Annotated in this window: 22 protein-coding genes; 13 read left to right on the top strand and 9 right to left on the bottom strand. The window is 70.2% G+C overall.

Going from position 1 to position 25,946, the window contains the following annotated elements:
* Positions 1–36: 36 nt before the first annotated feature.
* Positions 37–1,182, bottom strand: a complete 1,146-nt coding sequence (locus PYS65_RS14060; RefSeq protein WP_279334306.1) for an acyltransferase family protein — start codon at positions 1,180–1,182, stop codon at positions 37–39.
* Between the two features lie 239 nt (positions 1,183–1,421).
* Between PYS65_RS14060 and PYS65_RS14055 the strand changes: the two genes are divergently transcribed.
* Entirely contained in the window at positions 1,422–2,891 is a 1,470-nt protein-coding gene (locus PYS65_RS14055; protein ID WP_279334305.1) for a glycosyltransferase family 29 protein, read from the top strand.
* Entirely contained in the window at positions 2,888–5,221 is a 2,334-nt protein-coding gene (locus tag PYS65_RS14050; RefSeq protein ID WP_279334304.1) for a glycosyltransferase, read from the top strand. The genes PYS65_RS14055 and PYS65_RS14050 overlap by 4 nt, the downstream gene beginning before the upstream one ends.
* A gap of 130 nt (positions 5,222–5,351) precedes the next feature.
* Here the strand turns inward: PYS65_RS14050 and PYS65_RS14045 are convergent, their stop codons facing one another.
* Together PYS65_RS14045 and PYS65_RS14040 are read right to left on the bottom strand one after the other, a co-directional pair.
* Positions 5,352–6,689, bottom strand: coding sequence for a polysialyltransferase family glycosyltransferase (locus PYS65_RS14045; RefSeq protein ID WP_279334303.1), 1,338 nt, complete (start codon positions 6,687–6,689; stop codon positions 5,352–5,354).
* The gene (locus tag PYS65_RS14040; protein ID WP_279334302.1) at positions 6,686–7,666 is read right to left on the bottom strand and encodes a glycosyltransferase family 2 protein; all 981 of its coding nucleotides are present in this window, start codon (positions 7,664–7,666) and stop codon (positions 6,686–6,688) included. Before PYS65_RS14040 ends, PYS65_RS14045 begins: the two co-directional genes overlap by 4 nt.
* A gap of 198 nt (positions 7,667–7,864) precedes the next feature.
* On the opposite strand from PYS65_RS14040, the gene PYS65_RS14035 reads away from it, so the two are divergent.
* The 4 genes from PYS65_RS14035 to PYS65_RS14020 all read left to right on the top strand — a co-directional run bounded on the left by PYS65_RS14035 (position 7,865) and on the right by PYS65_RS14020 (position 12,906).
* Complete coding sequence (locus tag PYS65_RS14035; RefSeq protein WP_279334301.1) at positions 7,865–9,208, top strand: DUF6716 putative glycosyltransferase; 1,344 nt, start codon at positions 7,865–7,867, stop codon at positions 9,206–9,208.
* Between the two features lie 367 nt (positions 9,209–9,575).
* Positions 9,576–10,832 (top strand): cytidylyltransferase domain-containing protein, encoded by a 1,257-nt coding sequence (locus PYS65_RS14030; protein WP_279334300.1) that lies wholly within the window; start codon positions 9,576–9,578, stop codon positions 10,830–10,832.
* A gap of 21 nt (positions 10,833–10,853) precedes the next feature.
* The gene (locus PYS65_RS14025; protein WP_279337949.1) at positions 10,854–11,792 is read left to right on the top strand and encodes an N-acetylneuraminate synthase family protein; all 939 of its coding nucleotides are present in this window, start codon (positions 10,854–10,856) and stop codon (positions 11,790–11,792) included.
* Between the two features lie 49 nt (positions 11,793–11,841).
* A complete protein-coding gene (locus PYS65_RS14020; protein ID WP_279334299.1) occupies positions 11,842–12,906 on the top strand; it encodes a hypothetical protein in 1,065 nt (354 codons plus the stop codon).
* A 17-nt stretch (positions 12,907–12,923) separates the two neighbouring features.
* Here PYS65_RS14020 and PYS65_RS14015 read toward each other — a convergent pair whose 3' ends face one another.
* Complete coding sequence (locus PYS65_RS14015) at positions 12,924–14,213, bottom strand: helix-turn-helix transcriptional regulator (RefSeq protein ID WP_279334298.1); 1,290 nt, start codon at positions 14,211–14,213, stop codon at positions 12,924–12,926.
* A 170-nt stretch (positions 14,214–14,383) separates the two neighbouring features.
* Between PYS65_RS14015 and PYS65_RS14010 the strand changes: the two genes are divergently transcribed.
* Both PYS65_RS14010 and PYS65_RS14005 read left to right on the top strand, forming a co-directional pair.
* A complete protein-coding gene (locus tag PYS65_RS14010) occupies positions 14,384–15,469 on the top strand; it encodes an S-(hydroxymethyl)mycothiol dehydrogenase (RefSeq protein ID WP_279334297.1) in 1,086 nt (361 codons plus the stop codon).
* Complete coding sequence (locus PYS65_RS14005) at positions 15,466–16,095, top strand: MBL fold metallo-hydrolase (RefSeq protein WP_279334296.1); 630 nt, start codon at positions 15,466–15,468, stop codon at positions 16,093–16,095. Before PYS65_RS14010 ends, PYS65_RS14005 begins: the two co-directional genes overlap by 4 nt.
* Positions 16,096–16,281: 186 nt before the next feature.
* Here the strand turns inward: PYS65_RS14005 and PYS65_RS14000 are convergent, their stop codons facing one another.
* The 3 genes from PYS65_RS14000 to PYS65_RS13990 all read right to left on the bottom strand — a co-directional run bounded on the left by PYS65_RS14000 (position 16,282) and on the right by PYS65_RS13990 (position 17,973).
* Positions 16,282–16,485 (bottom strand): hypothetical protein, encoded by a 204-nt coding sequence (locus tag PYS65_RS14000; protein WP_279334295.1) that lies wholly within the window; start codon positions 16,483–16,485, stop codon positions 16,282–16,284.
* 116 nt (positions 16,486–16,601) lie between these two features.
* Positions 16,602–17,399, bottom strand: coding sequence for a hypothetical protein (locus tag PYS65_RS13995; protein WP_279337948.1), 798 nt, complete (start codon positions 17,397–17,399; stop codon positions 16,602–16,604).
* Positions 17,400–17,559: 160 nt separating this feature from the next.
* The gene (locus PYS65_RS13990; protein ID WP_279334294.1) at positions 17,560–17,973 is read right to left on the bottom strand and encodes an ATP-binding protein; all 414 of its coding nucleotides are present in this window, start codon (positions 17,971–17,973) and stop codon (positions 17,560–17,562) included.
* A 197-nt stretch (positions 17,974–18,170) separates the two neighbouring features.
* Here PYS65_RS13990 and PYS65_RS13985 point away from each other — a divergent pair, with 197 nt between their 5' ends.
* Both PYS65_RS13985 and PYS65_RS13980 read left to right on the top strand, forming a co-directional pair.
* Positions 18,171–19,463 carry an NsdA family TPR-like regulatory protein gene (locus PYS65_RS13985; RefSeq protein ID WP_279334293.1) on the top strand — a complete coding sequence of 431 codons (1,293 nt, stop codon included), beginning with the start codon at positions 18,171–18,173 and terminating at the stop codon, positions 19,461–19,463.
* On the top strand, positions 19,463–20,014 hold the full coding sequence (locus PYS65_RS13980) for a GNAT family N-acetyltransferase (RefSeq protein ID WP_279334292.1): 552 nt from the start codon (positions 19,463–19,465) through the stop codon (positions 20,012–20,014). The genes PYS65_RS13985 and PYS65_RS13980 overlap by 1 nt, the downstream gene beginning before the upstream one ends.
* A 366-nt stretch (positions 20,015–20,380) precedes the next feature.
* On the opposite strand, the gene PYS65_RS13975 is transcribed toward PYS65_RS13980, so the two are convergent.
* Both PYS65_RS13975 and PYS65_RS13970 read right to left on the bottom strand, forming a co-directional pair.
* Positions 20,381–20,563: a type II toxin-antitoxin system HicB family antitoxin gene (locus PYS65_RS13975; RefSeq protein ID WP_279334291.1), complete on the bottom strand. Its 183-nt coding sequence runs from the start codon at positions 20,561–20,563 to the stop codon at positions 20,381–20,383.
* Between the two features lie 201 nt (positions 20,564–20,764).
* Complete coding sequence (locus PYS65_RS13970) at positions 20,765–21,454, bottom strand: class I SAM-dependent DNA methyltransferase (RefSeq protein ID WP_279334290.1); 690 nt, start codon at positions 21,452–21,454, stop codon at positions 20,765–20,767.
* A 397-nt stretch (positions 21,455–21,851) separates the two neighbouring features.
* Here PYS65_RS13970 and PYS65_RS13965 point away from each other — a divergent pair, with 397 nt between their 5' ends.
* From PYS65_RS13965 to PYS65_RS13955, 3 genes are all read left to right on the top strand, one after another.
* Complete coding sequence (locus tag PYS65_RS13965; protein ID WP_279337947.1) at positions 21,852–23,129, top strand: amidohydrolase; 1,278 nt, start codon at positions 21,852–21,854, stop codon at positions 23,127–23,129.
* A gap of 238 nt (positions 23,130–23,367) precedes the next feature.
* Positions 23,368–24,426, top strand: a complete 1,059-nt coding sequence (locus PYS65_RS13960; protein ID WP_279334289.1) for a BMP family lipoprotein — start codon at positions 23,368–23,370, stop codon at positions 24,424–24,426.
* A gap of 316 nt (positions 24,427–24,742) precedes the next feature.
* Positions 24,743–25,792 carry a BMP family lipoprotein gene (locus PYS65_RS13955; protein ID WP_279334288.1) on the top strand — a complete coding sequence of 350 codons (1,050 nt, stop codon included), beginning with the start codon at positions 24,743–24,745 and terminating at the stop codon, positions 25,790–25,792.
* The last annotated feature ends 154 nt before the right edge of the window (positions 25,793–25,946 follow it).

Genomic DNA, 25,946 nt, shown 5'->3' with positions numbered 1-25,946 from the left:
GCCCGTCCCGCTCGGCGGGCCGGTGGCTGCCGGGGCTCAGGCCGCCTCGGGCAGCGGCTCGGGGGAGGGTCGGGACAGGCGGGCCCGGATCTTCGGGGTCAGGGTGTCCTCCACGTACCGGTTCAGCAGCCAGGCCAGCAGCAGCATCGTGGCGATGGTCAGGGCGAAGGTCTCCGCCGAGCCGATGCCCAGGCCGCGGTGCAGGGCGTGGATTACCACCCAGCCCAGGTGCTCGTGGACCAGGTAGAACGGGTAGGTGAGGGCGCCCGCGACGGTCAGCCAGCGCCAGTTCGCCCAGTCCAGCCGGCCCAGCGCGATGGCGGCGACCGCGACGAAGCCGAGCGTGACGATCAGGACGATGCCGAACGAGGTCCGGTGGGAGAAGGCGTCCGGGCCCGGCGCGTGCCACAGGTCCTGGACCGCGTAGTGCTGGCCGATCAGCCAGCTCACCCCGACGATGCCCCAGGCGTAGGCGTCCCCGCGGTCGCGGTGGACGAGGTACAGGCCGATGCCGCCGACGAAGAACGGCGCGTACTCGGGCATGAGGACGAGGTCGAGCAGCGGCTCGTTCGCGGCGTCGGCGATCGCGGCGGCCATGGTCCACACGGCACAGAACAGGATCACCCGCTGCCTGCTCGCCCCGGGCATCACCACGAACAGGGCGAACAGCGCGTAGAAACGGATCTCCACCCACAGCGTCCAGCACACGCCCAGCACCCGGTCCACGCCGAGCGGCTGCTGGAGCAACGTCAGGTTCACCAGCGCGTCGCTCGGTGAGACGGCCTCGTGGACGACCACCGGCAGGGCGAACACCGCCGTCACCAGCAGGACCGCCACCCAGTATGCGGGCAGCAGCCGGGAGGCGCGGGAGGCGAAGAACGACCGCAGCGGACGGCCCCAGCCGCTCATGCAGATGACGAATCCGCTGATCACGAAGAAGACCTGGACGCCGAGGCAGCCGTACGAGAAATACGCGTGCAGGGTGGGGAACTGCTCCTTCGGCGAGCTTCCCCAGGCGGTGGTGACATCGCCGCCCCGCCCGCCGTAGTGGTAGGCCGCGACCATCAAGGCGGCCAGCAGTCGCAGTCCGTCCAGGGCGCGCAGCCGGGGCCGCCCGCGTGGCTCTCCCTTCTCTGCCTGCCGGGTCGTTCCGGGTACCGGACGGGCGAGCGCGCTGGTCAAGGAAAACCCCAGGGTTTCATGATTCCGGCCGGTTTCGGCCGCGGATACGTCAGCACGCTAGTCCGACGGACGGAGGACAACCGGACACCGGACCAACGATTCCCCCTCCGGTAGAGGCGAGTTCACCTGGATGTCGTTTTGGATTTCTAAATTCTCCCAACATCTTCCTTACGGGGAAGAAAAGCAGCCAATGCTGTCGCACCGTGCGCGAGCAGCTGGTTCGGCAAAACAGGAGTGCCATGACGACGGTTCAGAACAGACGGGCACGTGTGAGCGGAGGGGAGCTGGACGACTGCCTGCGTGCCTGTGCGGTGCACAGCGGCAAACTCGTGGGCAGTGTGGACCGCCGTAGAGTCGAGCTCGCCGAGCAGCTCCGCAGGTTGCTCGTCGTGGTCACGACCGGTTCCGCCACCACCACCGCCGCGCCGGCCGCGCCGAGCGGTGCCGCCGCCCGTCTCAAGCGGGTCGTCAAGGGGGCGTCGACCCCGGCCTCCGGCATCCCCAACGACGTGCTGGACGCCCTGCTCGCCGTCGCCAACAAGGCCCTGGAGTGCGGCTACGACGACGAACTGGACCTCGCGCTGGTCATCAGCGACACCGTCCTCGCCCAGCGCAGGAACTCCCGCGCCGGCTGGCGGCTGCGCGCCCGGCTGATGGAGGCCCTGGGCGACGAGACCGAGGCCGTGCCCGCCTACGAGCGGTACCTGGGCCTCACCGACAGCGACGGGTTCGGCGTCGCCGCGAAGATCGCCGGACTGCGTGTGGCGGGGGAGAGGGACCGGGAGCTGCTGGCCCTGCTGCGGCGCCAGTGCCCGCGCGCCGAGGAGTTCGCCCGCGGTCCCGCCACCGACGTGTGGGCCGAGGGCCTGACCGCGCACGCCGTGGGGGACTGGCCCGAGGCCGAGCCGCGCATGGTGGGAGCGCTCCTCGCGCTGGCCGCCGAGGGGGCGCCGGTCGCGGACCGGCAGGAACTGCTCAGCCAGTACCTGGAGTTGCGCGCCGCGCGCAGCGACGTCGACCTGCCCGCGCTCACCGAGGTCCTCGCCCTCTACGCCGAACAGCGCCGCAACCGGATGCGCGGCCCCGTCGCCGACCCCACCATCGGCGGCGTGCAGTGGATCGGCCTGGGCGAGTTCCGCAACCAGGTGGCGGGCAAGTCCGTCTGCCTCATAGCCAACTCGGGCAGGGTCGGCTCCAGTTCCCTGGGCGCCGAGATCGACGCCTACGACCTGGTGGTCCGCTTCAACTCGTACCGCATCGACGCCAGGCACACCGGCGGGCGCACCGACATCCACGCCACCATCCACAAGCACGGATTCAACTGGGACCAGCAGGTCACCACCCGGCTCGTGTTCGGCGGAGTCTCCGGCGACTGGAAGTACTCCCTGCGCAACCGCCTGGTGCCCGGCGCCCAGCAGTTCCTCGGCGACGAGTCGCTGCGCTGGCCCGTGCGCAACATCGGCAGGCTCGGCGCCGACGTCTGGTCGGGCATCCCGACCACCGGCTTCAACATGCTGTTCCTGCTGGACTTCCTGGACGTCAGCCCGACCCTGGACCTGATCGGCTTCGACTTCTACGAGAGCGGCGCCTACCGCGTGCCGGAAGCCATGAAGATGCCGATCACCTCCGTGCACGAGTACACCAGCGAGAAGGAATGGGTCATGCAGCGGGCCCAGCGAGTGACCGACATGAGGATATCCCTGCGATGACCACCACCCCCGGGACCGCGACCACGGCCCCCCAGGCGCCGGCCCTCTCGTCGGAGGCGCTCACCGGCAAGCGCCGCGTCGCCTTCGCCGCCTACGTCGACGAGAACTACCTGCCCGGCTTCCTCGCCCTGCTGCGCAGCCTCGCGCTGTCCAACCCGGGCGTGTGCGAGGACTTCGTCGTGCTCCACGACGACCTGCGCCCCGGCTCGATCGCCCGGATCCGCGCCCTGCACCCCCGGATCGTGCTGCGCCGGGTGAACACCGAGCACTACGACACGTACAAGAAGGGCGACCAGGACAACTACCTGGTCCGCAAGGCGTACTTCATCCTCGACGTCTTCCGGCTGCGCGAGTACGACACCGTCATCACGCTCGACACCGACATGGTCGTCCTCGACGACCTCGGTGAACTGCTGCGGCTGCGCGAGGGCCTGGCGGCCGTCCCGCAGTTCTTCTACGGGCAGCACAAGCTGAACTCCGGGCTGCTGGTCATCCAGCGCGAGTACCTCAGCGACGCGTTCTGCGCCGAGCTCGACGCCACCGGACGCAGCGGCGACTACGAGCTCGACAAGCACGACCAGGGCATCCTCAACGCCGTGCTGGACGGCGACTTCGTCCGCCTCGACGCCCGCTACAACTTCGTCAAGCGGCGGCTCTCCGGCGACCTGCCGGTCCCCGACGACACCGCGATCCTGCACTTCACCGGCCGCCACAAGCCCTGGCAGGGCGGCGAGGCCGGATACGGTCGGGCGGAGGAGCGCTGGCGCGAGTTCGAGCTGTCCGACGCCGACTTCCAGGCCGCCTACCTGGCGCTGTCCGGCACCCTCCACCACGACCTGCTGGTGCACCTCGGCACCCCGCACGTCGCGCGCACCGGTGACGTGGAGAGCGCCCGCAAGGTGGCCGCCGCGCACATCGCGGCCGGCGACTACCAGGACGCCGTCGACATCCTGAGCAGCGTGCACCTCCCGCTCGACGAGGCCTGGGCGCACGAGGTGCTCGGCCACGCCCTGATGAGCGTCTCCCGCCACGAGGAGGCCAGGGCCCAGCTGCTGCTGGCCGCCGCCGCCCCCAACCGGGCCGCCACCGCCTACGCCCGGCTCGCCCAGATGGCCTGGGTGCACGGCGAGGACGCCGAGGCGCTGCGGCACGCCACCGCCGGCATCTCCGTCGACCCCACCCACCGCTCGAGCCGGCTGTGGGCCCAGCGCGCCGCCTCCGTGCCCGAGCAGGAGCTGGGCGGTGCCGAGGACCAGCTCGCGCACGTCGCCTTCTACATGGACCGCCAGGGCAACGCCGGTGACAAGCTGCTGCCGGAGACGGTCCGGCTGGGCTTCGGCCCCGACACCACCTCCCGCCGCTGGCACTCCGTGCACGCCCACCGGCTGTTCGACCGGGCCGCCCTCGAGCGGGTCAACGCCCGGCGCGGCCTGGTCATCGGCGGCGGCGGACTGTTCATCCCGGACACCATGCCCAACGGCAACAGCGCCTGGCAGTGGAACGTGCCCGACGAGCACCTGCGCGGCATCGACGTGCCGATCATGGTGTACGCGGTCGGCTTCAACGCCTTCGACGGCCAGTCGTACCGGGCCGGGCGGTTCCGCGAGAGCCTGCGCCTGCTGGTGGAGAAGTCCTCGTTCTTCGGCCTGCGCAACCACGGCTCCATCGCGAAGGTGCGGGCCATGCTCCCGGACCACCTGCACGACAGGGTCCGCTTCCAGCCCTGCCCCACCACGGTCAGCCGCCAGCTGGTGCCCGGCTGGACCGACCCCGCCGGGCGCGAGGACACCGTCCTGCTGAACGCCGCCTACGACCGGGCCGGTCTGCGCTTCGGACACGACTACGGGCACTTCCTCGCGGAGATCGCCAAGGCGGTGCGGGGCATCGGCGCACACACCGAGGTCCGGTGCGTGGCGCACTCGCTGGACGACGAGCGGATCGCCTTCGACCTGCGCCGCGAGCACGGCATCTCGCTGCCGGTGATCCCGATGTACGACTTCGACAACGACGCCATCCGGGACCTGTACGCGAGGACCCGGCTGGTCATCGGCATGCGCGGGCACGCCGGGATGATCCCCTTCGGGGTGGGCACGCCGATCATCAGCCTGATCTCGCACCCGAAGATGGCGTACTTCCTGGCCGACATCGAGCGCCCCGAATGGGGTGTCTCCGTGCACGACCGGAACCTGGGCGCGGTCCTCACCGAGCGGGCGATCGGCATCCTGGACGCCCACGCGGCGACCGTGGCCGACGTCCACGAGCGTCAGCGGACGCTGTGGAAGGTCACCGAGGAGAACGCGGCCGACCTGCGGGTGATCCTCGGCGCGTGAGACGGGGGGAGCCCCCGCGGCCGGTCCCAGGACGCTCCGGGACGGGCCGCGGGGGCTCCCGCGTGCGGGTGCGCAGACGCGCTCATGCGCAGGAGTGCTCGTGCGCAGGCGTGCTCGTGCGCAGGAGTGCTCAGCGGCGGGCCATCGTCCGGCGCAGCCTGCGCGCCCTGCGCGCGACCTTGCGGACCGTGGCGTTGCGCGGCAGGAAACCCAGCCGGTGCGGCACCCCGCCGGGCAGCCCGAGGGACGTCAGCCGCTTCTTCTTGAAGTACCGCCGGGTGCCGCCGTCCAGCCGCGTCGACAGGTACCGCTCCGCCTCGGGCCGCAGCCCCGGCAGGATCCTCGGCTGCATGGTGAAGCCGACGGCGCGGACCAGGTCGCCGAGCGCGTCGGCGGTCATGGTCCCGCGCCGCCCGGCGACCGCCGCCGGGTCCGTCGGCTCCGGCAGCAGCGCGTCGACGACGGTGACCGGGATCCGGTTGCTGTTCTCGTAGGGCGTCAGCCGGTCCAGCAGGGTGTCCGTGCCGACCCGGGCGACCGGCAGGCCGTACAGGGCGGACGCGGTCAGCAGGGCCGTGGAGAAGCAGCCGACGACCAGGGCCGGGCGCATCCGCTGGTACAGCACCTCGGCCAGGACCGGGGTGTCCACCACCGCGAGGTCGACGCCGAGCCGCTCGGCCTCCTCCTCCAGGGTGCGGGTGAAGCGAGCCGGGGCCGTGGGGTGCGGCTTGAACACCACCCGGCGGTGACCGAGGTGCACCGCGCCCTTCAGCATCCGCACATGCAGGTTCTCCTCCTCCTCGGCGGAGAGGATGTTCAGCGCGGAGAGGTACTGGCCCAGCAGCAGCGCGGGCTCCGTCACATCGGGCAACTCGACGCCGGTGTCGACCAGTTCGGCCAGCACCTTGGTGAACGCCGGGGTCGGCACCACCTCCGGTGCCACCCCGAACTCGGTGAGCAGCAGCGGCTCGAGACCCGGCACCAGGTCGAGGTGGAGCAGCCGCTCCACCCGGGTGCCGACCAGCGGGTCGATCTTGTTGCGGGTGGGGCCGTAACTCATCAGACCGTCCGCGTAGACGGTGACGGGCGCGTCGGTGAAGATCTGCGCCACCCCGAGCGCCGGGTTGACCTGGAGGGACTCCACGGCGAGCGCCACGTCGTCGTCGCCGATCTCCCAGGCGAGGCGCAGATACCGTTCCCACAGGGGCACGTCGTCCGGGCGCGGTTCCCAGCCGCCGGGGTGGAACGGGAAGATCGCCTCGTTCCACGACAGCACGTCGTCGAACCGGGGCCGCAGGTGCTCGAACCCGGGCATCTCGTCCACGGCGGGCGTCGTCTCGGGCGTCGTCGCGTTGTTGGAGACCAGCAGGATCCGCCGGCCGGCCGGGGCGAAGCAGCCCGAGTCCAGGGCGGCGGCGAGGGTGGCCGCCCCGTAGAGGGTCGACGCCATGAAGATCTGAGTGGTCACGCGGCGACCTCCGAGGCCGGCACCGGACGGCGGCGCAGCCGGCGCAGCCGGGTGGCGCGCTCGGTGTCCATCGAGTCGAGTGCCTCGTCGAGCACGTCCTGCGGCATGCGCCGCAGCGCGGCGGTGCCCATGTCCTTCAGTTTCCGGGCCACGGACGGCTCGAACCTCTCGATGGATCCCAGGTGGTGGGAGATGATGGCGCAGTAGGTCCGCACGGCCTTCGGCAGCAGGATCGCCGCATCCGCGTCCCGCGCGGTCTCCTCGATCACCTGGTCGAACGCGCGGATGAAGTCGAGCTGCCGGGCGTCACCGATCTGGGTCAGCGACGAGGAGACACCGCGCCGGTAGAACACCCCGAGCAGGCTGGTCACCGCGAAGGACTCCGCCTCCCGGTGCAGCTTCCAGATCCAGGGCCGGTCCTCGGCGGTGCGCAGTCCGTCGGTGAAGTGCAGCAGGCCCCGTTCGACGAGCCTGCGGTGGTAGACGCCCGCCCAGGCGTAGGCGTAGTCGACGGAGGTGGTCCGGTGGGCGGGGAGGATCGCGTCGCGCGGGTCGAGCGGCACGTTGCGCCGGCCGTGCGGGACGCGCTGCACGGTGCGGGCCCGCGCCGTGCACTGCACGTGGTCGGTGCGGACGAAGTCGCAGTCCAGTTCCTCGATCGCGGAGACCAGCCGGGCGTAGTAGCCGGGCGCCAGCCAGTCGTCACCGTCCAGGAAGGTGAGGTACGCGCCGCGGGCCCGGTCGATGCCGGTGTTGCGGGCGGTCGCGAGACCGCCGTTCTGTTCGTGTCTCACCAGCACCGCCCCCGGCAGTTCACGCTCCGCGCGCGCGAGGAGATCCGCGGTTCCGTCGGTCGAACAGTCGTCGACGAGAATGAATTCGAAGTCCTCCCGCGCGTTGGCGCGCAGACTTCGCAGGGCATCGGGGACGTATGGGCGCACGTTGTAGAACGGCACGATGACGGAGAGCTTGGGCACGTCAGTGACGTTAGGCGGCGGCCCGTCATTCGTCTTTACTCGAACCTTGATACGCGGTGAACGACGCGTGTCGAAGCGGTGAAGCGAACATTTTTCCGGGCGCCGGGCGGGCCGATTCGTCATTCGGCGATCTTCTGTTAACCATTTGTTGGATTCCGGTTGGGCCGCTGCTGGAAATTGCTTCCTAGCGTCTTCGTCGTGCCAGTAAGTGCAACGAAGACCCTGCGAGTCGCCGTCCTCGCGGATTCCGACACCCGGTGGAAATGGGGCGCGCTCACCGCGAACCGCATCGCCCCGGGGAACCCGGGGAACCCGGAAAACCCGGACATCCGGCTGGACGGTTATCTCCTGCGGGGCCGTGCGACTCCCACAGCCCGTCAGCTCGAAGAGGTCGGCGTCCGGGCGGACGCCCTCCACGAGGTGACCGCGGTCCAGTTCCTGCACGCCATGCGGGAGGAGCCGTACGACGTCCTGGTCCTCGCCCTGGTCGGCGGCGGCGTCCAGGCGATGCTGCACGGACTCGGACGGGTCTGGCAGGACGGCCCGGCCGGCCGGCCGAAGCGGCCCGTCGTGGTCACCGGATACGTGGGCGTCGTCTACGAGAAGCTCGCCGACGGCCTGCTGCTGCGCCACGGCGCCGACCTCGTCCTCGCCAACTCCCGCCAGGACGCGGACCGTTTCCGCACCGTGTACGAAGGAGTGGGCGCCGACGCCGGCTCGGTGACCGAGGTCGCGCTGCCCTTCCTCGGCGGCGCCGCCCACACGGGCGAGCACGACCCCTACACGGTCGTCTTCGCCGCCCAGCCCTCCGTCCCGGAGAGCCGCAAGGACCGCACCTACCTGCTGAACCGGCTGATCGAGCACGCCCGCCGGCACCCCGAGCGCGAGGTGCTGCTCAAGCTGCGCTCCAAGCCGGGCGAGCACACCACGCACATCGAGGAACTGCCGTACCAGAAGCTGGCCCAGCGGTTCGACCCGCCGGCCAACTTCCGCCTGGTGTACGGGCACATGGGCGAGGTGCTGGACCGCACCGACCTGCTGGTCACGATCAGCTCCACGGCCGCCCTGGAGTCCCTGCACCGGCGTATCCCGACCGTCGTCCTCACCGACCTCGGGGTGCGCGAGGCGCTCGGCAACCACCACTTCGTCGGCTCCGGCTGCCTCGCCTCCTGGGACCAGCTCGACGCCGGGCACCGACCGGTGCCGGACGAGGAGTGGGTGTCCCGGCAGGGCGTCGCGACCGGTGGTTCGTACGCCACCGCCTTCGACGCCGCCCGCGCACGCGTCGCCGGACTGCTCGACCGCCCCGGCGGCCTGCCGCCGCTGGCCCCGTACTACACACCCGTCACCGCGCCCGGCTACCTGCCCGGCCTGCTCGCCCGCCACCACCTCGGCCCGGACGGCACCCCGCTGCCCGGCGCCCCCGCCGCCGACAAGGAGCCCGGACCGGTCCGGCAGATCGTGCGCCGCGCGGCACGCGGCGCCTACCGGCACGGCGTCCAGCGGGTGGCCCCGGTGATCCGTCGGATGGGCGAACTGTGACCGCCTCCCTTCCTGCTCGAGGAGCTGATCCCTTGACATCTCCCCCAGCTGAAGCAGGGGGATTCAACCCTCACGGGTTGAGCTTTCTGCTTCATCGACAGCAGCCGACCCGAACAAACGGCGAGGACTGGTGTGCCAGCCATCGGTCTTACGCCAGCTCCACAGACCTGACATCCCGCCAGCCCGACGGTAGACCCGGCCGACTTGGTTCTCGCCGACCGGGCAATTCGGAACCTATCGCCCATCTGGAGGCCATGACTGCCGGACGACGAACCGCCCTGACGGTCATTCGTCTTCCCCTGCCCTGCTCCGCAGGGGCCCGAATCACCCCCGCCCTGAAGGACGGGGTCTACTCGGAGGAGATCCAATGAACGAACCGCAAGTGGACCGGGGCGGAGCGCCGGTGCGCCGGGTGCTCGCCGTGATCCCCGCACGCGGTGGCTCCAAGGGCGTGCCCGCGAAGAACCTCGCGCCGGTCGGCGGCGTCCCCCTGGTGACCCGCGCCGTCCGCGAGTGCCGGGCCGCACGCCACGTCACGGACGTCGTCGTCTCCACCGACGACCAGGCCATCGCCGCCGCCGCCCGGCAGGCCGGCGCCGAGATCGTGCTGCGCCCCGCCGCCATCGCGGGCGACCTCGCCACCTCCGAGGCCGCCGTCCTGCACGCCATGGACGCCCACGAGGCCCTGCACGGCGCCGCGGTGGACGTCGTCCTGCTCGTCCAGTGCACCAGCCCCTTCCTGGTCCGCGAGGACATCGACGGGGTGGCCGGCGCGGTCGCCGAACAGGGCGCCGACACGGCGGTGACCGTGGCCCCCTTCCACGGTTTCGTCTGGCGGGACGCGACGGACGCGACGCCGGACACCGACACCGACCCGGCGACGGGCGGCTTCGGCGTCAACCACGACAAGTCGTTCCGCCCCCGCCGCCAGGACCGCCCCCAGGACCTGCTGGAGACCGGCGCCGCCTACGCGATGGACGCGGCCGGCTTCCGCGAGCACCGGCACCGCTTCTTCGGCCGGACCGAACTCGTCCGCACCGACCCCGCGCGGGTCCTGGAGATCGACGACCCGCACGACCTCGCCCGCGCCCGCGCCCTCGCCCCGCTCTTCGACGCGGAGAGGCCCGGCGCACTCCCGACCGCAGACGACATCGACGCGGTCGTCCTCGACTTCGACGGCACCCAGACCGACGACAGGGTGCTGATCGACGCCGACGGACGGGAAATCGTCGCCGTGCACCGCGGCGACGGACTCGGCATCGCGGCCCTGCGCCGCAGCGGCCTGAAGATGCTGATCCTGTCCACGGAACAGAACCCGGTCGTCGCCGCCCGCGCACGCAAGCTCAGGCTCCCCGTGCTGCACGGCATCGACCGCAAGGACCTCGCCCTGAAGCAGTGGTGCGAGGAACAGGGCATCGCGCCCGAGCGCGTGCTCTACGTCGGCAACGACGTCAATGACCTCCCGTGCTTCGCCCTCGTGGGCTGGCCCGTGGCGGTCGCGAGCGCCCACGACGTCGTGCGCGGCGCCGCACGCGCGGTCACCACCCTCCCCGGTGGCGACGGCGCCGTCCGGGAGATCGCCGGCTGGATCCTCGGCCCTTCTCTCGATTCCCTCCCCAAGTAAGGAAACACCGTCATGAGCACTGTGAACTCCAACTCCCGCGTCCGCAGCTTCGGTACCCGCGAGGCCGGCCCCGGCCGCCCCGTGTACGTCACCGGTGAGATCGGCATCAACCACAACGGCGACATCGAGAACGCGTTCAAGCTGATCGACGCCGCCGCCGAGGCCGGCTGCGACGCCGTCAAGTTCCAGAAGCGCACGCCCGAGATCTGCACCCCGCGCGACCAGTGGGACATCGAGCGCGACACCCCCTGGGGCCGGATGACGTACATCGACTACCGCCACCGCGTGGAGTTCGGCGAGGAGGAGTACGGCCAGATCGACGCCTACTGCAGGAAGAAGGGCATCGACTGGTTCGCCTCCCCGTGGGACACCGAGGCCGTCGCCTTCCTGGAGAAGTTCGACGTCCCCGCCCACAAGGTCGCCTCGGCCTCCCTCACCGACGACGAGCTGCTGCGCGCCCTGCGCGCCACCGGCCGCACGGTCATCCTCTCCACCGGCATGTCCACCCCGAAGCAGATCCGCCACGCGGTCGAGGTCCTGGGCAGCGAGAACATCCTGCTCTGCCACTCCACCTCCACCTACCCGGCGAAGGCGGAGGAGCTGAACCTGCGGATGATCAACACCCTCCAGCAGGAGTTCCCGAACGTCCCGATCGGCTACTCCGGCCACGAGACCGGCCTGCAGACCACCCTGGCCGCGGTCGCCCTCGGCGCCACCTTCATCGAGCGCCACATCACCCTGGACCGCGCCATGTGGGGCTCCGACCAGGCCGCGTCCGTCGAGCCGCAGGGCCTGACCCGCCTCGTCCGCGACATCCGCACCATCGAGGCCTCCCTCGGCGACGGCGTCAAGAAGGTCTACGAGTCCGAGCTGGGCCCGATGAAGAAGCTCCGCCGGGTCCCCGGCGTCGTCGCCGAGGCGGAGATCGCCGCGGCCGCCGGCGAGCCGCTGACCGTCTGACCTTCCCTCCACCCACCATCACCTCGACGACGGGAACGGTCGTACGTAGATGAGCCCCCGCGCCGGGAACGCCGGCTCCCACACTCTCGCCTTCGTCGAGAGCCCGGTACAACTGCTGAACGTGCTGGAGTGGGCGCACGCGCATGCGCCCGGCGCGGGGCTCACCCTCGTGGTGCTGTCCCCCGTCGACCCCATGACCCGCGGCCAGTTGCGCCGCATGTCCGAACTGGCCCGCGAGGAGGGCCATGTGGTCCGCTGGGAGGAGGCGCGCGGCGGAGCCGGCGCACCCTTCCGGACCATCGCCGGCCTGGCCGGCCCGCTGCGCCGGGCCGACCGCGTCCTCCTCGGGGACCCCTTCTCCCGGTACGTACAACTCCTGCTGACGATCACCCGGGCCCGCGACCTCGTCGTCGTCGACGACGGCACGGCGACCATGGAGTTCGTCGGCCAACTCGCCCGCGGCGAACGCCTGGTGCGCTGGCACCGCAAGGGCGGCCGGCGCGGCCCCCGGGACCTGCTCCTCGCCCCGGTGTCCGGCGTCGCCCGGCGCAGGCTCACCCCGGGCGGCAGTCGCCGGGTGGAGGTCTTCTCCTCGATGCCGGTGGCGGACATCCCGCCCGGAGTCACCGTCAGCGCCAACGCCTTCGCCTGGACCCGGGCCCGGTTCGGCCCGCCCCGCATCACCCGGACCGCCGACATGGTGGGCACCTCCCTGGTGGAGACCGGCGTGGTGGACGCCGACGCCTACCTGGAGGCCGTCCGCTCCCTCGCCAAGACCCACGGCGCGACCCGCTACTTCGCCCACCGCCGCGAGAGCACCGAGAAACTCCACCGGCTCGCGGTCGAGACGGGCCTGGAGATCGTCCGCCCCGAACTCCCGCTGGAGCTGATCGCCCGCCGGGGCCCCATCGGCGGCACCGTCCTCAGCTTCCCGTCGACCGTCGTCCACACCCTCCCCCTCGCCCTGTCCGGCACGGAGGTGCGCATCGCGGTCTGTGACATCGACCCCGCCTGGCTCACCGAGAACGCCTCCCCCCGCGCCCAGGGCTTCCTCTCCGGCGTCACCGGCACCGCCCGCGACGTCCACCGCCTGTCGGCGGTGGCGACGGCGTGAACGGACGACGGCGACGGTCACCGCCCCTCCCGGCCCCCGGCCACCGGGCCCTGCTCGTGCCCGTTCAGGGCCAGCGCCGCGGCCTCGCCCCGTGAGCTGACCTCGAGTTTCCTCAGCACTCCGGTGACGTGGAACTTGACGGTGCTCTCGGTGATTCCGAGTGTGTCGGCGATGGCCTTGTTCCGCTTGCCCTGCGCGAGAAGGTGCAGAACCTCCTGCTCCCGCGCCTTGAGGCTCGACAGCCTGGTCTCCCCGGTCCTGACGGCCGGCGGGTCGAAAGGAAGGACGATGCCGGCCCGGCTTCCCCAGCCCGGCACGGCGTCGAGGCTGACCGTGGCGCCGAGCGTGCGGGCGCGGCCCTCGAGCTGGCGTGACAGCGCGTGCACGTCCACGCTCCCGGATTCCTGTTCCCGCACGTCGATCCGCAGTGACGTGTCGTCACAGGTCCAGGCGACGCGCAGGCGTGACGGACCCGGTTGCGCGGTGAGGGCCAGCACCGCGGTCCGGGTCATCGCGCGGGCGGCGTAGGCGACTTCTCCGGGCAGCGGACGCGCCGCCTTGGCCGGCGGCACGAACTCGACGCTCGCTTCGTGGTGTTTGAGCAGGTGCCGGACGTCCCTGCGCAGCTTCGTGAACGCGGCCGGGGCCGGTTCCTCGCTCAGGGCCAGATCGGACTTCTGGGCGGAGCGCAACGCCACCAGCGCGACGGAGGCGGACTCGGTCGCGGCCACGCGGGCACGGCGATCGTCGAGTGCGGTGGCGCGCAGCGTGTTCAGGATGGCCACCAGCGCGCTCTCGTGCGCCGTCGCCATCTCGGTGATGGTGCGGGCCCGCTCACTGGAGGCCGCGCGTGACTCGGCGAGGTAGTCCGGGCTCGCCTGCGCGACCTGCTGGCTGATCGAGGTCGCGACGATCCCGAAGAGGGCCGACAGGGCGGCGGGCCGCGGGAGTTGCTTCCGGGAGCCGCGCGGCACGAGGACGAGCAGCGTGCCGACCGGGTCGCGGACGGCCCAGACGGTGCGGGCGGCCCCGCCGATCGCCGCCGTGGTGCCGATCGGCCGGCCGGGCTCGACGAGGGCCTTCAGCTGTTCGAGTTCGTCGATCGTGACCTTGTTGACCATTTCGGTCGCACCGGCGACCTTCCGCGGCCGGCCGGTGCACTCCTTGGTGAAGACGACGAGCGCGGTGTGCGGCCACCGGTCCGACAGGAAGCGGGAGAACCGGCGTGCGATCTCGTGCAGCGGACCCTCGATGACCTCTCGCAGGGCGAGAACATCCGCCTCCGGCGGTTCCTTCGTGTCGGGCATTCCACGCACCCTAGCCGGTCCGGCCGCCGTCCGAAGGTCGAGGTTCTCCTGGTCTCTCGCACAGGTCGCCCGTCCTCGGCCCGGGGCTAACGTCGTGGTCGTGGAGGGCATGCGCCGGTGCGCATGCCCTCTGACCGACTGACGACCGACTGACAGAGGAACCAGCCCAGATGCCACAGCAGGTCCGCGGTGTGATCGCCCGCTCCAAGGGAGCTCCGGTCGAGCTCACCGACATCGTGATTCCCGATCCGGGACCGGGTGAGGTCGTCGTCGCGGTCGCCGCGTGCGGCGTGTGCCACACCGATCTGACCTACCGCGAAGGCGGTATCAACGACGACTTCCCGTTCCTCCTCGGACACGAGGCCGCCGGCACCGTGGAGAGTGTCGGCGAAGGCGTCGAGTCGGTGCGGCCCGGCGACTTCGTCGTCCTGAACTGGCGTGCCGTGTGCGGGCGGTGCCGGGCCTGCAGGCGCGGGCGCTCCCAGTACTGCTTCGACACGTTCAACGCGAGTCAGAAAATGACCCTGACCGACGGGACGGAACTCACCCCGGCGCTCGGCATCGGCGCTTTCGCGGAGAAGACCCTGGTGCACGCCGGACAGTGCACCAAGGTGGATCCGTCCGTGGACCCCGCCGTCGCGGGTCTGCTCGGCTGCGGTGTCATGGCCGGCCTGGGCGCCGCCGTCAACACCGGCGGGGTGGGCCGCGGGGACTCGGTGGCCGTCATCGGCTGCGGCGGCGTGGGTGACGCGGCCGTCGTCGGGGCGCGACTGGCGGGCGCATCGAAGATCATCGCGGTGGACCGGGACGAGAAGAAGCTGGACTGGGCGGTCGACCTGGGCGCCACCCACACGGTCAAGGCCGGCGAGGCCGACGTCGTCGCCGCGATCGCCGAACTGACGGGCGGCTTCGGCGCCGACGTCGTCATCGACGCGGTCGGCCGGCCCGAGACGTGGAAGCAGGCGTTCTACGCGCGCGATCTCGCGGGCACCGTCGTGCTGGTGGGCGTGCCCACGCCGGAGATGAAGCTCGAACTGCCGCTCCTCGACGTGTTCGGCCGCGGCGGCTCCCTGAAGTCGTCCTGGTACGGCGACTGTCTGCCGGAGCGCGACTTCCCGATGCTCGTCGACCTGCACCTGCAGGGCAGGCTGCCGCTGGAGAAGTTCGTCTCCGAGCGCATCGCGCTCGACGAGGTCGAGAAGGCCTTCCACACCATGCAGGCCGGCGAGGTGCTGCGTTCGGTGGTGGTCCTGTGAACGGCCTGCGGATCGAGCGCGTGGTCACCTCCGGCGTCTTCGCCCTCGACGGCGGCACGTGGGACGTCGACAACAACGTCTGGCTCGTCGGCGACGACGACGAGGTCGTGATCATCGACGCGGCGCACGACGAGCGAGCGATCATCAAGGCGGTGGGAGACCGGAACGTGGTGGCCGTCGTGTGCACGCACGGTCACAACGACCACGTCACCGTCGCACCGCAGCTGTCCCGTGAGCTCCAGGCGCCGGTCCTGCTGCACCCCGGTGACCAGGAACTGTGGGAGATGACCCACCCCGGCCAGGCCTTCGAGCACATGAGCGACGGGCAGCGCATCGACGTGGCGGGCACGGCACTCGAGGTGATCCACACCCCGGGGCACTCTCCCGGGTCCGTCTGCCTGCACCTGCCCGAAGCCGAGGTGCTGTTCACCGGGGACACGCTGTTCTCGGGCGGTCCCGGAGCCACCGGCCGTTCGTTCTCCGACTTCCCCACCATCATCGGGTCCCTCCGCGACCGGCTGTTCACGCTGCCGGAAGAGACCCGTGTCCACACCGGACACGGCGACGGCACCACGATCGGCGCCGAGGCACCACACCTGGCCGAATGGATCGCACGCGGCCACTGAGCCGACCCCGGGCCGGCGAACGACCGGCGACAACGCCTTCGTCGTGATCACGTGCGCCTTGGGCGGAGCACATGATCAGACGAAGGCCGCCTCAGTGTCCGGAAAATGCCCAGGTGAGCGACCCGGTCCGAGATGCCGTTTGACGCCGGAGGCTAAAAGAACAAGCTGAGCAGCCTTGTGGAGTCCTCAGGAGGACCGGCGCTGCGAGCGCCGTGCCGAGAGGAGAGTGACACCGAGGACTCCGCCTGCTCCACTGCCGAGCACCAGGCCCATCGCCATGTTGTCGAAGACAGTCAGCCCGAGCACGAGCCCGACTGCGATGCCGATCAGCATGCCTGCAACAAGCCCTGTGCTGTTGGACGGTACTCCGGCGTCCTCGTTTTTCGTCACACGATCATTGTGCCGAACGAGCTCCCGGAAGCGAGCCTCGATACGGCCAACCTTCGAGGTCGGCCAGCCCTTGTAGAACAAGCTCAGGAAGGGGGTGGGCGAGGGAAGTGCTTGGTCTAGCAGCGGGCGAGGATTGCTTCTGGGACGCTGAAGAGTTCACCGCAGTGAACGCAATGGGCATGGCCGAACACGTAGGGGAGTTTGCCTGCGACCTCGGGATGCCCATCGGAGAGGGCGCGTGTGTGGAGCCTGGGTAGCAGTCCGTCAGCGGTGGTCGGGTCCTGAGGCTGGAGCGGGATCGTGTGAGCCGGTGGCCGCTTGAAGTACATCTCATCGGCGGTGGAGTAGCGGCAGCCCTCTCCCAAGACGATGAAGTTCTCCGAGAAGCAGGCCGGGCAGGGGACCTCGTACTCCTCTCCGTTCACCTGGTCGAGGTGCTCGCCCCAGCCTTCGACTCCCTCGAAGCTGAGCAAGGTCGACAGGAGCTGAACGTAGTTCAGGGAGTCATCGACGAGGGCGGGGTCGCCCAGTGCTTCCTCTGTCAGCGCCAGCAGTTCGGCGATGTCGGCAGCATGGGTGACGAAGGGATCCACGACCTCGTCGCGGATGTCGCGACTGGCCACGATCTGGCCGGCCAGGTAGAGCGGCATGCGCCGTTCAGCGAGTGACCACTGCCGGGCCTTCTCCGCCAGTTCCGGCAAGGCGGCGTAACTGGCTGAGTAGACACCGCCCTGGTGGTACAGGCGGGAGGCCAGAGCGTCCCAGCCGGGATCCCGAGGGTCCGGGCCGACTGCGTCGAGCAGGGCGGGAATGTCTTCCGCGGTCCCATAGGCGTGGTGGAGCTGAGACCAGTCCGTCATGTGGAGATCCAAGCAGAGGCCGATTTCCAGGTGAGCCATCGGACTGCTGCTCATCTCGCCCACGCCCAAAGGGGCTGGCGAGGAGCTTCCCGGCCTTGCCTCAAAGGGCGCCGACGGCGACAGGTGGCGTTGCAGTCCGGTGCGCAGTCGATGGCCGCCTGCTGTCGAGGACTGAGGTGATCGACGCGTGGCAACTCCGCCACGGGCGACGTGCTCACTGCTCGCTGTCCACATGCAGTTCGGCCCACACCCGTTTCCCGCCGTGCACCAGTTCACTGCCCCAGGCGTGGGCGAGCGCGTCGACGAGGAGGAGGCCGCGGCCGTGCTCGTCGTCGGGAGACGGCGTGCCCGTGGTGGGTCTGGTGCGGCAGGAGTCGGTGACGACGATCCGCGCGGACCGTGCTCCGGTGCGGGTGATGGAAGCGCCGACCGTGGCCGAGTCCGTGTGTTCCAGCGCGTTGGCCATCAGCTCCGTGACGACCTGCCTGGCCAGGTCCACCAGCTCGATCAGGCCCCAGGTCTCCAGGGCCAGCGTCATGTCTCGCCGCGCCTGTCCGGCGGCCTCCAACGTCGCCGGATAGCGCTCCTGGTAGCGCTGTGGTCCTACTGGTGCCGCGGACATCGTCATGGTCGCGTCCTTCAATGGTGGTGCTCGGGTTCGGCCTCGACAGCGTCTTGCGCTGTCACCTAGAGGAAACTGTTTTTCACACTCCGTCACCGGACTTGTGGGCGGACCTTCCCGCGGACTTTTTCTCAACTGCCGGACTTTTCCCCCGGGCGAGAGGGCTACCGTCGACGAAAGCAGAACCCCTTCGGGAGGCCAGGGTGGATGAGACGCCGACGCCGTTCGCGCAAGCCTGCACAGAGCGCGGATGGGCCAAGCCGTCGACGTTCATCCCGGCCTTCGAGGCGACCGCCGAGTTGGTCGGGGAGCAGGTGACCATCACCGACCGCCAGGTCCGGCGGTGGCGTCGGACGCATCCGCCCAGACCGCATCCGCCGGCCTGGCGCGTGCTGCACGCGATGTTCGGCGTGAACCCCGTTGACCTCGGCTTCCCGGGGCCAGGGCCGAGCACGACGGTGGACGGGCCGCACGCGCCGTCGGGAGAGGTGAACGTGGACCGCAGGACCTTCGTGGCCGACGCGATCGGCGTAACTGCCGGCGTGGCGGTAGGGCCTCGGAAGGGCATCGGAATCCCGGAAGCCGTCGGCACGGCTCACCTTCTCGAACTCCGTGAGGGCCTCCGCTCGCTGTACACCCTCGACGACGCGTACGGAGGGGGCGACGTCCGCTCCCTCGCCGTCCGCCATCTCCGGCGAGTGCGCCGGATCATCAACACCAGTGACTACCCGGACACCGTCGGACGTCAACTCCAGCTTCTCGTCGGCGAAACCGCGGAGCAATGCGCCTGGCTGTACTACGACGCCGACGAGCAGGACACCGCCCGTCGCTACTGGGGCGAGGCCCTGACCACCGCGACCATGCTTCACGACGCCGGACTCCAGATCCTGGTCCTCGTCTCGCTGAGCATGCAGGCCAGTTACGAAGGCCGACCGCGTGACGGTTACGACCTCGCTCGCGCGGCCCACTCGCTCGCTGTGCCCTTCGGCTGTCCGGCACTGCTGTCCCTGATTGCCGCTCGCGAGGCTCGCGCTCTGGCGCTCATGAAGGACCGGAGCAGCGCACGCAAACGGCTCGCCGACTCCATGCGGATGGTGGACCGCTCCGGTCGTGGACGCCCGGCCCCGGACTGGGCCGCTTTCCACGGACCAGCCGAACTGGACTACGCCCAGGGCCTGCTGTACTCCGACACCGGGCACCACAAGGCGGCGGTTCCCTTCCTGCGCGCAGCGCTCGCCCACCAGGACCGGTCGTACGGACGCAACCGAGCCCTCTACCGGATGACCCTGGCCCGCAGTCTGGTCCAGGCCGGTGAGGTCGACGAAGGAGCGGCTGAGGCAGCCACCAGCCTCACCCACCTCGAAGAGGTGGAGTCCGGCCGTGTGAACCGACGTGTGGCCGACGTACGCGACCTGCTTCGAAGCATCGACGCGGTGAGCGCCCGCGAGGCCGCCGAGGAGCTGACCGAGTACACCGAGCTGAAGGGAGTCGTGTGATGGCCGGGGAAACGTACGAGCGGTACGAGGGTCAGGAGGGCGCTCGCCGACTCGATGCCTTCCTCCCCGCCTACGAGGAGGTGTACGCCGAGCCGCCCTACCGTGAGGGGCCGTGCGACATCGCCGAGTTCATCGACACATACCAGGTCCACACACGGCGACCCGGCTTCCGTCTCGTCCTGGCCCGTGACGGGGAGGAAGTCGTGGGCTTCACCTATGGTTACTTTCTCGCTGCTGACACCCGCTGGTGGGAGAACCTCCAGGACATCCGGCTGCCGGGCACCTTCACGCAGGAGGACGGCCGGCGCACGTTCGTCATCATCGAGCTGGCCGTACGGAAGGCGTGGCGGCAGCACGGCATCGCCGCCACGCTGCATACGCGGCTCCTTGAGGGCTTGGACGCCGAGCGGGTCACTCTGACGGTGCGGCCCGAGCCGGAGGCCGCGCCCGCGCAGTCCGCCTACGCAGCGTGGGGGTATCGGAAGGTGGGTGTCTCTCATCCGTGGGACGAGGCGCCGTTGTACGACTGCATGGTCCGCGAGCTGCGCTGAGGTGTCGGCGTCTGCCGAGTGGAAACAGGTGCGGGGCACCTACGTGGGCACACCCAACGCTGCCCGCGCTTCTCGTACTTGGTTGCTCCCTGCTGAGTCAGGACCTGTGCCCGATGCGGTGGACGGCGGAGGCCCGGAGCAGGCCACGAACCTGGATGCACTCGGCCACGGTCTCGTGATCCTTGATCAGCTCAGCGTTGGTCCGGTCGGCCTGGCGGAGGGTGACTCCTCCCCCTCGTGAACGAGGGGGCTTCTCGCTGCCGGTGCGGCTCGTCCCGTTCGAGGGCCTTCGCGGCAGCCGGGCCGTAGAGGCCGGAGGGGACGGCAGGACTCATGCGGCGCGCCGGATTTCGACGGGCGCGGTGATCACGTCGGTGACCTCGGGGCAGGCGCCTCCTCGAAGTGCAGTTCCAGTGCCTCGCGGAGGTTCTCCAGGGACTCCTCGATGGTTTCTCCCTGCGAGGTGACCTCGACCTGGGGGCAGCGTGCCACGTACCAGTCGCCCTCGTGGGTGATCGCGGCGGTCAGGTGCAGTGCTTCAGTGCTCATGTCGCCAGTCTGGTACGCGTCGTTTCCGTAGACCGGGGGCTTTTCCAGCTGTCACCCCGGGCCTGCCCCATATTGACCGATGGAAGGCGTTCCCGGCTTGGGTACATAGGCCGCGGCCCATGCCGGACGAGGTGCTGAAGAGCCACCGTCGATTGTCGGATCACGGGGGTTCGTGCCGCCTGAGTGAAGGCCGGGCCGACGTCAGTCTTGTGCCGTCTCCGGTCTGCGGGCCAGGAGGAGGGCGCGGGGGCGTTTTTCGTCGGGGGTCGGCTCGCGCAGGGTCTGGGCGGTGAGTTCCAGGCCCGCCTCGGTCAGGTGGGTGATGACGGTGGCGGGGGAGCGCCAGTGGTAGTCCAGGGAGACGGGGTGGCCGAAACGCTCGTCCAGGTGCAGGCCGCCGTCCTCGTCGCCCGTCTGGAAGGCCAGCAGGACCGGGGCGCCGGGTGCCAGGACGCGGTGGAACTCGGCGAAGAGGCCGGTGAGGTGGTCGTCGGGGATGTGGATGACCGAGTACAGCGCCACGATGCCGCCCAGCGTCCCGGCCGGCAGGTCCAGCGCGGTCATGGAGCCCACGTGGAACCGCAGACCCGGATGTGCCGCGTGAGCCAGGGCCACCATGCGGGGGGAGAGGTCGACCCCGAAGACCGGCAGGCCGAGCCGGTGCAGCCGCGCGGTCACGTGTCCGGGACCGCTGCCGAGGTCGGCGACCGGCAGCCGGGTGGTCCCCTCGCCCGCCCCGGCGGTCCGGGCGAGCTCCGCGAAGGCCGTGAGCAGGGCGCGTTCCAGGGGCAGATCGGCCAGTCCGTCGGCGAACCGGTCGGTGTACTCGTCGGCAATGGCGTCGTACGAGACACGGGTGGCGCGGAGGAACTCCGGCGGATCGGCGCGCATGGCCCCGCACCCTATCGGCGGAACCCGGGGCCACGGAGACGCTTTCACCCGTACGCGTGGGCGGCGGCGATGGCGCGGACGCCGGGTCCGGCACCTGAACCGGTCGGCGTGCCCCGGGCGATGCGTGGTACACCGAGGAGAGGTGAAGTGCGGTGAAAAAGGTGCCGGAGAGCGGCGGAGCGACGACGGAAGCACAGCGGAACAGCCGCTGTGACCGATGTCACGCACCGGCGGGCCGGGTGGCCTCATGCTCCGCGCAAGAGCGGCAAGTTTACCCATCCCGATATACGGCTATGCGCGGGGCCGCCGGTTTTTCTTCCCCTGACGGGCTGATTTTTCTTGATCGGGGAGCAGCGGACCGCCCCGGCGTCCTACCCTTCAAAGGGTGAAGCAACTGATGTCACTGGAGTCCGAGGTCGATCTGCCCGGAGGGGCGGTGCTTCCGGGCGCCCTCCCTGAGATGCTGCGCACCGAGCTCATCGCGTTCCGGCGCGACCTGCACATGCACCCCGAGCTGGGCAACCAGGAGTTCCGCACCACCGCGGCGATCAAGGAGCGGCTCGAGCGGGCCGGCCTCGCGCCCCGCGTGCTCTCCAGCGGAACCGGGATCATCTGTGACATCGGGGTGACGGACGACACCGGCATCGCCGCCGACGCACCCGCGGACATCGACACACCCGCGGACATCGGCACGGACACGGGCATACTCGCCCTGCGCGCCGACATCGACGGCCTGCCCATCCCCGACATGAAGACCGGGTGCCCGTACCGCTCCACCGTGCCCGACCGCGCGCACGCCTGCGGCCACGACGTGCACACCACCGTGGTGCTGGGCGCCGGGCTGGTCCTCGCCGAACTGCACCGCCAGGGCCTGCTGCCCCGGCCGGTGCGGCTGATCTTCCAGCCCGCCGAGGAGGTGCTGCCCGGCGGCGCCTCCGAGGCCATCGTGGACGGCGCGCTCGACGGGGTCGGGCGGATCATCGCCGTGCACTGCGACCCCCGGGTCGACGCCGGGCGGATCGGGCTGCGCCAGGGCCCCATCACCTCCGCCTGCGACCGTCTGGAGATCGCCCTGGACGGCCCCGGCGGCCACACCGCCCGCCCGCATCTGACCACCGACCTGGTCACCGCCGCCGCCCGGGTCGTCACCGACGTGCCCGCCCTGGTGGGCCGGCGGGTCGACAGCCGCAGCGGGCTCGCCGTGACCTGGGGCAGGATCGAGTCGGGCCACGCGCCCAACGTCATCCCGCAGCACGCCGAACTCTCCGGCACCGTGCGCTGCCTCGACCTGAACACCTGGCTGCTGGCCCCCGACCTCGTGGTCGCCGCGATCGACGAGGTGGCCAACCTGCACGGTGCCAAGTCGGAGATCAACTACGTGCGCGGGGTCCCGCCGGTGGTCAACGAGGGTGGTGTCACCGAGCTCCTGCGGGACGCCATGATCGCCCGGCGCGGCTCGGACTCCGTGGAGAGCACCGAGCAGAGTCTCGGCGGCGAGGACTTCTCCTGGTACCTGGAGCGGGTTCCCGGTGCCATGGCCCGTCTCGGGGTCCGCCCTCCGGGCGAGCGCACCGTGCGTGATCTGCACCAGGGCGACTTCGACGTCGACGAGCACGCCATCACCGTCGGAGTCGAACTCTTCACCGCCGCCGCCCTGCTGGACGCCCTGCGGTAACTGCCCCTGGTTCTCTTCCACTTGAGTTCCCTTTGAGTTCCCCTTGTGCTCCACTCGAGCTCTCCCCCGCGCTCCGCCCGCGCGTGCGACGGGGGAGGGGCGCGGGGGTGCGCGTGCCACGGTGGCGGCACGAATGGATAACAGCCCCGCGACCCCCCGTTCCCAGGAGTGTCTACGCGCGTTAATCTGCGCCGGACCGAGCACCCGATGCGGGGCTTTGCGGAATGGGGAACTTCAGATGCGTCGGATATCCAGACTGACTCGCGTCGCGGTGGGCGTCGCGTCGCTCGCACTCGCCGCCACGGCCTGCGGCGGCACCAGCAGTGACAGTGGCAGCAAGGGCGACAGCGGCGACACCAAGAAAGACCTCGGCCTCGCCATCGCCTACGACATCGGCGGCAAGGGCGACCAGTCCTTCAACGACGCCGCGTACGCGGGCCTGCAGCAGGCGGAGAAGGAGTTCGGCTACAAGACCGCCGACATCGAGCCCACCGACGGCGAGACCGACGCGGACAAGGAGCAGCGCCTGACCTCGCTCGCCAAGCAGGGCTACAACCCCGTCATCGGCGTCGGCTTCGCCTACACGGCGGCGTTGGAGGCCGTGGCCGAGAAGTACCCGGACACCACCTTCGGCATCGTCGACTCCGTGGTCGAGGGCGAGAACGTCGCCTCCCTCGTGTTCGCCGAGGAGGAGGCCTCCTACCTCGCCGGTGTCGCCGCCGCCAAGGCCACCGAGACGAAGACGGTCGGCTTCGTGGGCGGTGTGGACATCCCGCTGATCCACAAGTTCCGGGCCGGCTTCGAGCAGGGTGTCAAGGACACCGACCCGAAGGTCAAGGTCATCTCGCAGTTCCTCACGCAGACCGCCGAGGAGGGTGGCTTCTCCAGCCCGGACAAGGGCAAGGCCGCCGCCGAGGGCCAGATCGAGAAGAAGGCCGACGTCGTCTACCAGGCGGCCGGTCTCTCCGGGCAGGGCGTGGTCGAGGCCGCCGCCAAGGCGAAGGTCTGGGCGATCGGCGTCGACTCCGACCAGTACCAGCAGGAAGCCCTCGCCGGGTACAAGGACTTCATCCTCACCTCCGCCACCAAGGAGGTCGGCGGTTCGGTGTACGCCCTCGCCAAGTCCGTCGAGGACGGCAAGCCGCGGACCGGCACCCAGGTCTTCGACCTGAAGGTGGACGGCGTCGGCCTCTCCGAGAGCAACCCGAAGATGGCCGAGATCGAGGGTCTGACGGACGCCGTGGCCAAGGCCAAGGAAGGCATCGTCGACGGCTCCATCAAGGTCAAGTCGGAGTGATCTGAGTAACTCGGGTGATCCGGGTGATCAGGGTCGGCCGACGATAGCGGCCGGCAATACGGGAACGTCGACCGTCGCGTCGAGCACCGGGCGGGCACCTGAACAGGTGCCCGCCCGGCTGCGTCAACTCCCGTACCGCGCACGGCTCCTCCTCTGTTTGCGATCGGAAACGGTGAGGTGGGGCGGGGAGGCGGATCGGCCACGAGCCCATAACAAGGTGGACAGAAGGGTTTTCCTGGGAGGTCTACGCGCGTTAATCTGCGGCGAGCAGCGCCGTAGCCGAATCTTCCGGCGCTTGTACGAAGGAGCACCCCACATGCGCCGGTTTTCCCGGATCACGGTCGCAGGCGCAGCGACCGCCTCTCTGGCCCTCGCGCTCTCCGCCTGCGGCGGTACCTCGACCTCCTCCGGTTCGTCGGAGTCCGAGGGCGACAAGGGCATCGCCATCGCGTACGACGTCGGCGGCCGGGGTGACCAGTCCTTCAACGACGCCGCGTACGCGGGCCTGCAGCAGGCGAAGAAGGAGTTCGGCTACAAGACCACCGACGTCGAGCCCACCGACGGTGAGACCGACGCGGACAAGGTGCAGCGGCTGACCTCGCTGGCCAAGCAGGGCTACGACCCCGTCATCGGCATCGGCTACCTCTACTCCTCCGCGGTGAAGCAGGCCGCGGAGAAGTACCCGGACACCACCTTCGGCATCGTCGACGACTCCACCGTCGAGGCCGACAACGTGGCCGACCTGGTCTTCGCCGAGGAGGAGGCCTCCTACCTCGCCGGTGTCGCCGCCGCCGAGACCACCAAGACGAAGACGGTCGGCTTCGTGGGCGGTGTGGACATCCCGCTGATCCACAAGTTCCGGGCCGGCTTCGAGCAGGGCGTCAAGGACACGAACCCGGACGTCAAGGTCATCTCGCAGTTCCTCACGCAGACCGCCGAGGAGGGTGGCTTCTCCAGCCCGGACAAGGGCAAGGCCGCCGCCGAGGGCCAGATCGAGAAGAAGGCCGACGTCGTCTACGCGGCGGCCGGTCTGTCCGGTCAGGGAGTCATCCAGGCCGCCGCCGCCAACAAGGTCTGGGCGATCGGTGTGGACTCCGACCAGTACCAGCATGAAGCCCTGGCGAAGTACAAGGACTGGATCCTCACCTCGGCGATGAAGGACGTCGCCAAGTCCGTGTACAAGCTGGCGCAGTCGGTCGAGGACCGCAGCCCCCGGACCGGTGTCCTCACGGGCGACCTGAAGTCGGGCGAGGTGAGCCTGTCGAACTCGAACCCGAAGTTCGCGGACAACGCCAAGCTCCAGGACGTCATCGAGACGGCCAAGAAGGACATCATCAGCGGCAAGATCAAGGTCAAGTCGAGCTGAGCCCGCAAGTCCTGAGCAACGTGTAACCCCTGGGGCTGCGACCGCTCGACGGGGTGCGGGGAGTAAGCTCCCCGCACCCTGTCTGTTCGGTGCGCCGCCCCTTTTGATGCCGTCGGGGCGCTACGCGCGTAGACGACCCCCGTCCCCAGGAGTG

It is taken from the genome of Streptomyces cathayae (assembly GCF_029760955.1).
Lineage (GTDB): Bacteria > Actinomycetota > Actinomycetes > Streptomycetales > Streptomycetaceae > Streptomyces > Streptomyces cathayae.
Note: the sequence above shows the minus strand (reverse complement) of the source record. Positions and strands in the feature narration are given on the sequence as shown.